This is a genomic window from Clostridium sp. CS1-1, from assembly GCF_056135525.1.
This window is the reverse complement of record NZ_CM148680.1, coordinates 436,705-449,370: the sequence shown is the minus strand read 5'-3', so window position 1 is coordinate 449,370 and position 12,666 is coordinate 436,705. Positions and strand designations below refer to the sequence as shown.

Annotated in this window: 6 protein-coding genes, 1 tRNA gene and 3 rRNA genes; 1 reads left to right on the top strand and 9 read right to left on the bottom strand. The window is 37.8% G+C overall.

Going from position 1 to position 12,666, the window contains the following annotated elements; genetic code table 11:
• Positions 1 to 31: 31 nt before the first annotated feature.
• Positions 32 to 754: a lysophospholipid acyltransferase family protein gene (locus tag AC0N0V_RS01970; protein WP_474461877.1), complete on the bottom strand. Its 723-nt coding sequence runs from the start codon at positions 752 to 754 to the stop codon at positions 32 to 34.
• A 154-nt stretch (positions 755 to 908) separates the two neighbouring features.
• On the opposite strand from AC0N0V_RS01970, the gene AC0N0V_RS01965 reads away from it, so the two are divergent.
• Positions 909 to 1,784, top strand: a complete 876-nt coding sequence (locus tag AC0N0V_RS01965) for a ComEC/Rec2 family competence protein (RefSeq protein ID WP_474464403.1) — start codon at positions 909 to 911, stop codon at positions 1,782 to 1,784.
• A gap of 204 nt (positions 1,785 to 1,988) precedes the next feature.
• Here AC0N0V_RS01965 and AC0N0V_RS01960 read toward each other — a convergent pair whose 3' ends face one another.
• From AC0N0V_RS01960 to folE, 8 genes are all read right to left on the bottom strand, one after another.
• Positions 1,989 to 4,445, bottom strand: coding sequence for an ABC transporter substrate-binding protein (locus AC0N0V_RS01960; protein WP_474461876.1), 2,457 nt, complete (start codon positions 4,443 to 4,445; stop codon positions 1,989 to 1,991).
• Positions 4,446 to 4,768: 323 nt separating this feature from the next.
• A tRNA-Asn gene (locus AC0N0V_RS01955) sits at positions 4,769 to 4,843 on the bottom strand.
• An 8-nt stretch (positions 4,844 to 4,851) separates the two neighbouring features.
• Positions 4,852 to 4,968: ribosomal RNA gene (gene rrf / locus AC0N0V_RS01950) — 5S ribosomal RNA — on the bottom strand.
• Positions 4,969 to 5,079: 111 nt separating this feature from the next.
• Positions 5,080 to 7,983, bottom strand: a 23S ribosomal RNA gene (locus tag AC0N0V_RS01945).
• Between the two features lie 383 nt (positions 7,984 to 8,366).
• A 16S ribosomal RNA gene (locus tag AC0N0V_RS01940) occupies positions 8,367 to 9,873 on the bottom strand.
• The 16S, 23S and 5S rRNA genes sit together here with 1 tRNA gene alongside, the layout of an rRNA operon.
• Before the next feature lie 655 nt (positions 9,874 to 10,528).
• A complete protein-coding gene (gene folK, locus AC0N0V_RS01935) occupies positions 10,529 to 11,347 on the bottom strand; it encodes a 2-amino-4-hydroxy-6-hydroxymethyldihydropteridine diphosphokinase (protein WP_474461875.1) in 819 nt (272 codons plus the stop codon).
• A 44-nt stretch (positions 11,348 to 11,391) separates the two neighbouring features.
• The gene (locus AC0N0V_RS01930) at positions 11,392 to 11,871 is read right to left on the bottom strand and encodes an HD domain-containing protein (protein WP_474461874.1); all 480 of its coding nucleotides are present in this window, start codon (positions 11,869 to 11,871) and stop codon (positions 11,392 to 11,394) included.
• An 18-nt stretch (positions 11,872 to 11,889) separates the two neighbouring features.
• Positions 11,890 to 12,447: a GTP cyclohydrolase I FolE gene (folE, locus tag AC0N0V_RS01925; RefSeq protein ID WP_474461873.1), complete on the bottom strand. Its 558-nt coding sequence runs from the start codon at positions 12,445 to 12,447 to the stop codon at positions 11,890 to 11,892.
• Positions 12,448 to 12,666: the final 219 nt, after the last annotated feature.

Genomic DNA, 12,666 nt, shown 5'->3' with positions numbered 1-12,666 from the left:
TAGTTGAGTATTGTTAGAAGTAGCTTACCTACTAATCTTCAATAGTAATATTGTTTTTTATTATTTCTCTCACTATTTCTGATAAATTTGACTGCTCCTCTTTTGAAAGCTTGTTCAAATATATTGGTTTGCATATTGTAACTTTAACTTCTGCTGACTTTATTCTACTTTTGTCGTTTCCTTCTCTCAACTTGTAACTTCCATCGATAGCAATCGGTACAATAGGAACTCCTGACTTTAAAGCAAGCTTTAGACTTCCTTTTTTAAATTCTCCGATTCTTGGTCCTTTACTTCTGGTTCCTTCCGGGAAAATAACTAAACTATGACCATCTTTAAGAGCCTCTACCCCTTCATTTATAGCCTTTATTGATTCTCGTACATTACTTCTATCCATAAATATGCAGTGAATCTGCTGCATCCAGTAGGTAAGAACTCTAAACTTTAGTAACTCTTTTTTAGCAATAAATCCAATAACTTTATTTACGCTATAAACAGTTATTGGTATATCAAAGAATCCTTGATGATTTGCCACGTAAAGACAAGTTTCTTTTGGAATATTTTCTTTTCCTTCTACTTTAATCTTAGCACCTACATAGTCTAATACATGTGATGCCCAAGTTGTTAAAATGTTATGTAGGCGTTTATCCACTTCTTCCTTGTTCCCTGACTGTTTTATCTTTTCAAATTTTCCTTTTTTAAAATTCAAGTTTATTATATAAGTAAAGAAATCTAAATAAAATAGAAAAGATTTCATGAATAACTCTCTCCTTTACAATAAGGTTTACTATTATATTTACAAGTGCTACAATGTTATATTATACCACACTTTATAATAAATTTGAACTTAGATCAATAACCGTTTTATTAAGTAATGTAAATTATGGAGTGAAAATCTTAAAAGGAGATGTATAGGCTTGAAATTTCGTAACAATCTTATAAAATTATTTACAGTAATACTTATATTAATCTTTACCATTACAGGATGCAGCACAACTCAAACCAGTGATAATACTAAAAGCAACGTATCTAATAAGAGTTCAATAAAAGTAAATTACATAGATGTTGGACAAGGTGACAGCATTTTAGTACAAGTTAATGGTAAAAACTTGTTAATTGACGCAGGTCCAAATGATAGTACAGATAAATTAATGTCTTATTTAAGTAAACAAAATATAAAAAAACTAGACTATGTAGTTGCAACTCACCCTCATGAAGATCATATAGGAGCAATGGACTCTGTAATTAAGAAATACGATATAGGTGAGTTTTATGCACCTAAGAAAACAGAAACAACTAAAACCTTTGAAAATATGATTAATGCTCTAAAATCAAAGAATATTAAAATAAACGTAGCGAAAGCAGGCGCAACGTTAAACTTAGGTAATAATACAAAATGTGAGATGTTCGCGCCTAACAATAGTAGTTATGAAGATACTAATAACTATTCTGTTGTTCTTAAGATAACCTATGGAAAATCCAAGTTTCTATTTACTGGAGACTCAGAAAAGTTAAGCGAAAAGGAAATGCTAAATAAAAATTATGATTTATCAAGTGATGTTATAAAGATAGGACATCATGGAAGTTCATCATCTTCCTCTAAAGAATTTTTAGACAAAGTTTCTCCTAAAATCGCAGTTATAAGTTTAGGAAAGGATAATAATTATGGACATCCTCATAAAGAAACTACTACTGAGTTAAAAAAGAGAAATATTCAAACTTATAGAACTGATATAGATGGATCTGTAGTTTTAGTATCAGACGGTAAGAATATATCAAAACAATAAGTGATTTAGTAGTTAGATATTACTTACATCAAGTTTTTATGTTATATGAATGAAAGGAGAAATGTAAAGTGGTTTATATAAGTCACTTTACATTTCTCTTTCTATACTTTATAACTTAAATCCACCAAGCCTTTTAAATAGCCTAGTATATTAGAATTTTAAAATAATATGATTCCTAATCAAACTATGCTTGTGATTAAACTTCTATTCTTTCCATGCATCTGACAATTTAACTATATTTGAAGTATGTACTCTTAGCCCTTTTACATTCTTCTGATTAGTATAGGCTACACAAATGTTAGACAAGGATATCCATGGTGCATCCTCAACTATTTGGCTTTCTATGATATTTAACAATTCATTATATTTATATGGATTTCTCGTTTTTTTACTTTCGTCTAAAAGCTCCATTACTTTGCTATTTCCATAGCTACATTTATTGGAACCATTGTTAATATCAATGAGTGGCTCAATAAAGTTATCTGCAGTTCCAGAATCTCCTAACCATCCATAGATTATCATGTCACTTTGTCTTATAGTTTTACTATCGTAATATTCCGCACCTTCAACCTTGATGATTTTCAGGTCTATTCCTATATCCTTTAAATTTTCGCTTAATACAGCTATAACTTTCTCATGCATATCTTTTCTCGGTCCATTGTTGGCAATAGGAACTGTTAAATCACCTGATATAATACCACTTTTTTTCATGAGTTCCTTTGCTTTGGACAAATTTCTACTATAACTCTTTGAGTTGTGATTATTAAGCAGGCTTGAAGGAAACGCTCCATTAACTGGAGTTTCAAGGTCTCCTAGAGCCTCCTTTATAATTCTCTCTCTATCAATACAATAACTTAATGCTTGTCTAGCTTCTCTGCTTTGTACTATAGGATTATTGCTTTTAAAGTTAAATGGTAATAATCTCATACCAATACATTCAGTTCGTTCTATTTTATAACCTTCCTTAATCAATAAATCCTTGTTTGATGCATCAAGATTTATATAATCAATTTCTCCCTTTAGAAACTTCTCCGTTAGATTCTCGTCATCATACTTAACCCTTATTACATCTATCAGAGCTTCACCGAGAGTATAACCTAAAAACTTTTCTAATAGAATCTCCCTACCCTCTTTATCATCAGATATAAACTTATATGGACCTGCTCCCACCGGTTTATAATCTACACTTTGTATATCTTCCATTGGAAGTATTGAACAGGAATTATGCGCTAAATTATTTATAAATGAACTGTAAGGGTACTTTAAAACTATTTTTAAAGTATTAGTTCCTGTGACAACTATTCCAGATACTTCATTGCTAATTCCTTTATAAAATTCATCTTCGCCTTCTATCATAGATAGAAACCATCTATTTATAGAATTTAACTGTTTACTTAGTAATCTTTCAAAAGAGAATTTAACATCCTGTGCGGTAATAACTCTTCCATTATGAAATTTAGCATCTTTTCTTAAATAGAAATTCCAAGTAATATTATCATTTTCTAAGTACCAGTTCCTAGCTATTGCTCCTATTACTTCTGTACCAACTCCAAACTGAACTAATCCAATATTAATTTGTGATAAAATGTTAGAACTATTTATATCTCCTGATATAGCGGGATCAAAAGACGGTATTGGAGAAGCTGGCATTGAAAATTCTATTCTGTCCGCTTTACTCCTATCTAGGTTAACCTTAGATAATTCACTTAAGTTATTTATAGTATATTTTAAAGCCATCAACGAAGCTTTTTGTCTCTCTGCATTTATTGAAATATTTTCATTAAGTGACTTTACAGCTTCAGAAACGTTAACAAGCTCATTGATCACTGTTACCATGTATTGATTCTTATCAGCTTGTTCCTTTACAGCACCTTTTATTTGATTAGATATATCCTTTGTTATTTTAATAGAATTCATGACATCGTCTATAACGCTACTAGCATCTTCAGCTGTCTTCATGCTATTGATTACCTTATCTATTCCTTCGCTTATTATTGTTAAAGTGTCTTCGTTAACTTTAGTAATTTCAGTAATTATATTATCTATTTCATCTGCTGAATTTGAACTATTCTCTGCTAACTTTTTCACTTCAGCAGCTACTACCGAAAAACCCTTACCAGCTTCACCAGCTCTTGCAGCTTCAATATTAGCATTTAACGACAATAGATGAGTGGTCTTCGCTATTCCTTTTATTGTATCTACGATTCCCTTTATTTTTGATGATTTACCCATTAATTCTTCTAATACATCTTTCATATTATTAACTGTATCATATACAGAATTAATACTGGTAACTACCTCATCAAAAGATTTCTGTCCATTTTGTGCCTTATTCATGGTATTTTCAATAACATTCATTGTTTCATCGACACTTGCGTTAACTTCCTCTGAGAAAGCACCCACTGTTGATGATACACTAACAGTTTTATTTATGTGTTGACTATGTTTTTCCATTTCCATGTTAATATCTTTTACAGAGTTTAAAAGAGTCTTTGTTACCTCTAAAGCATCTTCTGCTTCTTTAACAATCCTAGAACTAATAATGTTTTGATACATTTGATTATTTAACATCTTTGCTAATTCATGGCTTTCATTGGCACCTACTATCTCTTTAGAACTTAAATTCCCCTGTTTCTTATCCTCTTTCTTCATAAAAAGCATATTCATCCCCACTTTTCTTGTACAATAATTGCACTAATTGTTACTCATTTGGTATTAATTAAACCTTACATTTCCCCTTGTTTGTTGATTATTTCTATTTAAATTTGTATTACTTAATAAAGCATAAAAAACTACCGCTAGGTAGTCTCAATCTTACAAATTATTAAACAATTAATTATAGACACTATCTAATGTGGCCATATCTTCAATTTGATAGTATATTAATTTTCACTAAGTTTTTCAAACATATTATTATATAGCTAAAAAGACTACCCAATCTGGCAGTCTTAAATTCAAAACAATTTACTTATTCAAAATAAAAATGGCTCCGCGAAGAGGGCTCGAACCTCCAACAACTCGGTTAACAGCCGAGTGCTCTACCATTGAGCTATCGCGGAATATTTTAACCTGGCAACGACCTACTCTTCCACACAGTCTCCCGTGCAGTACCATCGGCACTGTAAAGCTTAACCTTCGTGTTCGGAATGGGAACGGGTGTAGCCTTTACGTCATAATCACCAGATGTTGATTTGTCAAAATCTATGATTTTGGTAACAAATCAGTACTCCTCAGCTCTGCTGAGTGAGTTTCCTTTGAGAATTTTGTTCTCTCAAAATTGCACAGTGATATTTTTTAGGTCAAGCCCTCGACCTATTAGTATCAGTCAGCTGAACATGTTACCATGCTTACACCTCTGACCTATCAACCTTGTGTTCTTCAAGGGGTCTTACTAGCTTACGCTATGGGAAATCTTATCTTGAGGTGGGCTTCACGCTTAGATGCTTTCAGCGTTTATCCCGTCCCGACATAGCTACCCAGCTGTGCTCCTGGCGGAACAACTGGTGCACCAGAGGTCAGTCCATCCCGGTCCTCTCGTACTAAGGACAGCTCCTCTCAAATTTCCTACGCCCGCGACGGATAGGGACCGAACTGTCTCACGACGTTCTGAACCCAGCTCGCGTGCCGCTTTAATGGGCGAACAGCCCAACCCTTGGGACCTACTTCAGCCCCAGGATGCGACGAGCCGACATCGAGGTGCCAAACCTCCCCGTCGATGTGGACTCTTGGGGGAGATCAGCCTGTTATCCCCGAGGTAGCTTTTATCCGTTGAGCGATGGCCCTCCCACGAGGTACCACCGGATCACTAAGCCCGACTTTCGTCCCTGCTCCACTTGTTTGTGTCGCAGTCAGGCTCCCTTCTGCCTTTGCACTCTACGAACGATTTCCAACCGTTCTGAGGGAACCTTTGGGCGCCTCCGTTACTTTTTAGGAGGCGACCGCCCCAGTCAAACTGCCCACCTAACAATGTCCCGTGACCAGATTCATGGCCGCCGGTTAGAATCCCAGTACTGTCAGGGTGGTATCCCAAGGACGACTCCACAAAGGCTGACGCCTCTGCTTCGCAGTCTCCCACCTATCCTGTACAGACAATACCGAGACTCAATGCTAAGCTGCAGTAAAGCTCTACGGGGTCTTTCCGTCCAATCGCGGGTAGCGAGCATCTTCACTCGCAATACAATTTCGCCGGATTTGTTGTCGAGACAGTGCCCAAGTCATTACGCCATTCGTGCGGGTCGGAACTTACCCGACAAGGAATTTCGCTACCTTAGGACCGTTATAGTTACGGCCGCCGTTTACTGGGGCTTAAGTTCACACCTTCGCTTGCGCTAAGTGTTCCCCTTAACCTTCCAGCACCGGGCAGGCGTCAGCCCCTATACATCAGCTTTCGCTTTAGCAGAGACCTGTGTTTTTGCTAAACAGTTGCTTGGGCCTATTCTCTGCGACCACCTTGCGGTGGCACCCCTTCTCCCGAAGTTACGGGGTCAATTTGCCGAGTTCCTTGACAACAATTCTTCCGCTGGTCTTAGGATTCTCTCCTCACCTACCTGTGTCGGTTTGCGGTACGGGCACCAGTTCACTCCATAGAGACTTTTCTTGGCAGCGTGGAATCAGATACTTCGCCCAAAAGGGCTCCCCGTAACACCTCAGCATTGACTAGACGGATTTGCCTATCTAGTCTGCCTAAGTGCTTAGACGCACATCCAATAGTGCGCACATCTTATCCTCCTGCGTCATCCCATTTGTAATAACGCAAACTGGTGGTATCGGAATATCAACCGATTGTCCATCACCTACGCCTTTCGGCCTCGGCTTAGGTCCCGACTAACCCTGAGCGGACGAGCCTTCCTCAGGAAACCTTAGGTTTTCGACCAATAAGATTCTCACTTATTTCTCGCTACTTATGCCAGCATACTCACTCCTGTACAGTCCACCGCTCCTTACGGTACGACTTCAACCCATACAGGAAGCTCCTCTACCACTGATACTTACGTATCAATCCATAGCTTCGGTGGTAAGTTTTAGCCCCGAACATCTTCGGCGCAGGATCTCTCGACTAGTGAGCTATTACGCACTCTTTAAATGAGTGGCTGCTTCTAAGCCAACATCCTAGTTGTCTTAGAAATCCCACATCCTTTTCCACTTAACTTACACTTTGGGACCTTAGCTGATGGTCTGGGCTGTTTCCCTTTTGACCACGGATCTTATCATTCGTAGTCTGACTGCTTTGATTCAAGTATATGGCATTCGGAGTTTGATAGGGTTCAGTAACTGTTGTCAGCCCCTAGCCCATTCAGTGCTCTACCTCCACTACTCATTCAAAACGCTAGCCCTAAAGCTATTTCGAGGAGAACCAGCTATCTCCGAGTTCGATTGGAATTTCTCCGCTATCCACAGCTCATCCCATGGTTTTTCAACACCAATGTGGTTCGGTCCTCCACGGAATTTTACTTCCGCTTCAACCTGTCCATGGATAGGTCACCCGGTTTCGGGTCTACGACATGCAACTTTTTGCCCTATTCAGACTCGGTTTCCCTTCGGCTACGTATCTTAAATACTTAACCTTGCTACACATCGTAACTCGCTGGCTCGTTCTACAAAAAGCACGTCGTCGCAGGTAAAACTGCTTCGACTGATTGTGGACACACGGTTTCAGGTTCTATTTCACTCCCCTTCCGGGGTTCTTTTCACCTTTCCCTCACGGTACTGCTTCACTATCGGTCACCAGTTAGTATTTAGCCTTGGGAGGTGGTCCTCCCTGCTTCCCACAAGGTTTCACGTGTCTCGTGGTACTCTGGATCAGATCTGACTGTTATTCTTTTTACCTACAGGGCTGTTACCTTCTATGGCGGAGCCTTCCAGCTCTCTTCAATTAAGAAATCACAGTATTTAATGATCTGTCCGCAACCCCAGGAACAAGTTCCTGGTTTGGGCTCTTTCCCTTTCGCTCGCCGCTACTTAGGAAATCGATTTTTCTTTCTCTTCCTCCGGGTACTTAGATGTTTCAGTTCCCCGGGTATACCTCTATAAACCTATGAATTCAGTTTACAGTACATAGCGTTAGCTATGTGGGTTGCCCCATTCGGAAATCTCCGGATCGCAGGCTATTTGCGCCTACCCGAAGCTTATCGCAGCTTATCGCGTCCTTCATCGGCTACTGGTGCCAAGGCATTCACCATGCGCCCTTTGTAGCTTGACCTAGTTGACCGAAAATTGCTATAAGTTTCGCATTTCTGCGTCAGGCCTCTCTTTCAGATGCTCATTTACCATAAGTAAACTCCGCTCTTCACTCGAGTCCTTCCTTGAACTGCTTGCTTCTATCAATTTTCTAGTTTTAGTTCATAAATCTACAAAGGTTTGTTATTTATACTTTCATATAAACAATTATACCTTTAGCTTTACTTTGTTTATGTTAAATAACTTTCATCATTTAACGCTTATCACTGTGCAATTTTCAAAGAACATTTTGCTACCACCTTAGTGTTAGCTTTATTTGAGGTTTTAATCCCTCAAAATTAAACAGAGTGTAAACCAGAATTCCAATGTAACTAAAAACCTAAGCTTCTAGTTATTATTCCTTAGAAAGGAGGTGATCCAGCCGCAGGTTCTCCTACGGCTACCTTGTTACGACTTCACCCCAATCACTGACCCCACCTTCGGCCGCTGGCTCCTTACGGTTACCTCACGGACTTCGGGTGTTGCCAGCTCTCATGGTGTGACGGGCGGTGTGTACAAGGCCCGGGAACGTATTCACCGCGACATTCTGATTCGCGATTACTAGCAACTCCAGCTTCATGTAGGCGAGTTTCAGCCTACAATCCGAACTGGGATGAGTTTTTTAGTTTGGCTCCCCCTCGCGGGTTTGCATCTAATTGTACTCACCATTGTAGCACGTGTGTAGCCCTGGACATAAGGGGCATGATGATTTGACGTCATCCCCACCTTCCTCCCGGTTAACCCGGGCAGTCTCACTAGAGTGCTCAACTTAATGGTAGCAACTAATGATAAGGGTTGCGCTCGTTGCAGGACTTAACCTAACATCTCACGACACGAGCTGACGACAACCATGCACCACCTGTCTCCCTGCCCCGAAGGGCTTCCTCCATTACGAGTAATTCAGGGGATGTCAAGTCCAGGTAAGGTTCTTCGCGTTGCTTCGAATTAAACCACATGCTCCGCTGCTTGTGCGGGCCCCCGTCAATTCCTTTGAGTTTTAATCTTGCGATCGTACTTCCCAGGCGGAGTACTTATTGTGTTAACTGCGGCACAGAGGGTTGGACCCCCCTACACCTAGTACTCATCGTTTACGGCGTGGACTACCAGGGTATCTAATCCTGTTTGCTACCCACGCTTTCATGCCTCAGCGTCAGTTATGGTCCAGAGAATCGCCTTCGCCACTGGTGTTCTTCCTAATCTCTACGCATTTCACCGCTACACTAGGAATTCCATTCTCCTCTCCCACACTCTAGATATCCAGTTTGAAATGCAGCTCCCAAGTTAAGCCCGGGAATTTCACATCTCACTTAAATATCCGCCTACGCATCCTTTACGCCCAGTAAATCCGGACAACGCTTGCCACCTACGTATTACCGCGGCTGCTGGCACGTAGTTAGCCGTGGCTTCCTCCTTGGGTACCGTCATTATCGTCCCCAAAGACAGAGCTTTACAACCCGAAGGCCTTCATCACTCACGCGGCGTTGCTGCATCAGGCTTTCGCCCATTGTGCAATATTCCCCACTGCTGCCTCCCGTAGGAGTCTGGACCGTATCTCAGTTCCAATGTGGCCGATCACCCTCTCAGGTCGGCTACGCATCGTCGCCTTGGTGAGCCTTTACCTCACCAACTAGCTAATGCGCCGCGGGTCCATCTCAAAGCGGATTACTCCTTTAATTAGTTCTTCATGCGAAAAACTAATGTTATGCGGTATTAATCTCCCTTTCGGGAGGCTATCCCCCTCTTTGAGGCAGGTTACCCACGTGTTACTCACCCGTCCGCCGCTAATCCACCCCGAAGGGTTTCATCGCTCGACTTGCATGTGTTAGGCACGCCGCCAGCGTTCGTCCTGAGCCAGGATCAAACTCTCAATTTAAAAGTTTGCTTGCTCATTACTGTTTTGTTACTTTAAAAGTAACTCAAAGAATTGCTGGTTTATTTAAAAATAAGTTTTAACTTATCTTTCACTCTGTTTAATTTTCAAGGATCATGTCACTCAACTTAGCGACTTTTACATCTTATCATGTAGAATTAAATCTGTCAACATTTTTTAAACTATTTTTCAATATTTTAAAAATGAATCTTATAGCAAATCAACTTAAATATCTTTAGTTGACTTTACCACTCTTCAACTGACAAGAGATATAATATCACTTAATCTCCGTTAATTCTTATAAATATAAGCCATTTTATTAAATTAATCCGATATTTCTACACTTAAATATATATTTCTTCGATTTTCTACTGTAGACACTCTTGGACTAGTTTATGCCATTTAGTTCCTGATTTTTATGATAGCTATTTAATATAATAAATAATCCAATTTGTAGATGATTTTCTATACTTGTATATAATTTGATTCAAAATATAAAAAACTAGATTTCTATATAACTTAATATAAAAATCTAGTTCTTATCTTATAATATGTGTTCTTAGTTTGTAAGTCTATACGCTTATATTTTTATTAATGTTGACTCTCCAGATAGCAATGCAATATTTAAAATCAAAATATAATGTAATTGCTCAAATCCTTACTCTGCACCTAATTCATTCATCAGTTGTATAATTCTTTTATTTAAAATTGGATGAATTACATATGGCGCTATATCTAACAACGGCTTTAATACAAATGTTCTTTCATGCATTCTGGGATGAGGAATAATTATTTCCTCCTCAGAAGTTATTATATTATCGTAAAGTAGTATATCTAAATCTATGGTTCTTGGTCCCCACTTTATTATTCTTTCACGTTTCAGATCCTTTTCTTTTTCCAGTAAAAATTTCATTAATTTACTAGGAGCTAAGAGTGTTTTTATTTCTAACGCACCATTAAGGAATTTATCTTGTTCCAAATATCCTACTGGATTCGTTTCATAGAAGTTAGATATTTTAGAAACCTTACTATGCTTAGAATCACTGATAAGCTTAATAGCCGTATTTAGATTTTCACTTCTATCTCCCATGTTAGACCCAATAGCAACGTATGCTGTATGCCATCCCCTATCGATTTCAACTGCTGCATAATCAAGCGGCTTTCCTATAGGAGCCCACGGCTTTTTAAGTTTTACTTTTACTCTATTTATTAAATCGTATTCTAGTAGAATAAATTCAGCTAGCTTTTCTGCAGCCTTTTCAATCAAATCATATTTTTCTTTTTTAAACTGTTCTTCTACATCCAAACATAACTTTCCATAGTTAACCGTTTTAGTTAAATCATCAGTTTCTCCCGCTTCTTGTAGGTCTAAAAAAAGCTCTAGTGATATTAGAAAACGTTGCCCCATATCCTTTTCTTGCTGATTTACCCCATGAAATGCATAAACCTCTAAATCTTTTACGTATATCTTATCCATTAGTCTCTTCTCTCCTTAATGTGCTTCTGCTATCAAATTAATTGCTAATAGGTGATACTATAATTTTTCTTTGAATTAGGCCAATTACAATCCGATACAGCCTTACAAGTGAAACATCCACGAGAGAGTTTATCACTTAAGTAAAATATCTCATTGAAGCCCTCTCTTCCACTTTTCATTCCCCTGTGACTTGAAATAGCACCTATAATTATTCCTATCTCTTCTTCTACAAATCCACACTGAATTAAAATATCTTCTGCTAAATTACAGCTAGCTATCTCATGTGAAATGCCTTCCTTATATTGCATCCATCTTCCTATATCATGCAATAGAGCTGCTGCGTAAACTATTTGCTTATCTATTCCTATGCCCTTTTCTAAATTCATAATGTAAGCTATTCTTGCTACATCTAAAAAATGCTGCAAATCATGTTTACAGAAAATCCTATTCTTTTCATACTCTATACTTTTGTTTAAGTACTCTATGAAATTTTTATTATTTAATATAGCATTAACTTTGTCCAAATAAGCTACATCTCCCCATCATATCTTAATCATTCTATATACATCTTCTCTAAGTGATAAATCTTCTTTAAACTTTCCTTTTGTAACAACTGTTACTGTTTTGCTGCCCTGCTTCTTTACACCTCTCATAGTCATACACATATGCTCTGCCTCAATCACTACCATTACACCTTTAGCATCTAGGTACTCCATTATAGCATCTGCGACCTGTGAAGTCATTCTCTCTTGAAGTTGTGGCCTTTTTGCAAATACATCAACTGTTCTTGCTAATTTGCTCAAACCTGCAACTTTTCCACTTGGTATATAAGCCACATGAGCCTTTCCATAAAAGGGAACCAAATGATGCTCACACATCGAGTAAAACTGTATATCTTTTTCTAATATTATGTCATCACTATCAACAGTAAAAGTCTTACTTAAATGCTCTTCTGGGGATGTATATAAACCTGAAAAAATTTCGGTATACATTCTTGCTATCCTATCAGGAGTTTCAATTAATCCTTCTCTTCCTGGATCCTCTCCTATAGCTTCAATAATCATTTTAACTGCTGCTTTAATTTTGCTTTCATCTACCATAGTTTTTTATTGAACACATTATTTATATAATGATTCGTTCAATAATCCTCCTCTCATGTTGAAAGATTTTATAAGTTATTGAAAACTTTTGTAATATCATAAATTAAACAAATATTTCACAATATTATCATAATTATCATAAATTATAACACTTAAATCATAAGTTTACAATAAGCTTCAAAGTATAATAAGGTAATTTTAGTATTTTTTAGTTTTAAA

What these genes read in the sequence shown, in the direction of transcription:
- AC0N0V_RS01970 (WP_474461877.1), bottom strand. Translation starts at nt 754, where the DNA reads ATGAAATCTTTTCTATTTTATTTAGATTTCTTTACTTATATAATAAAC.
- AC0N0V_RS01960 (WP_474461876.1), bottom strand. Translation starts at nt 4,445, where the DNA reads ATGCTTTTTATGAAGAAAGAGGATAAGAAACAGGGGAATTTAAGTTCT.
- folK (WP_474461875.1), bottom strand. Translation starts at nt 11,347, where the DNA reads ATGGATAAGATATACGTAAAAGATTTAGAGGTTTATGCATTTCATGGG.
- folE (WP_474461873.1), bottom strand. Translation starts at nt 12,447, where the DNA reads ATGGTAGATGAAAGCAAAATTAAAGCAGCAGTTAAAATGATTATTGAA.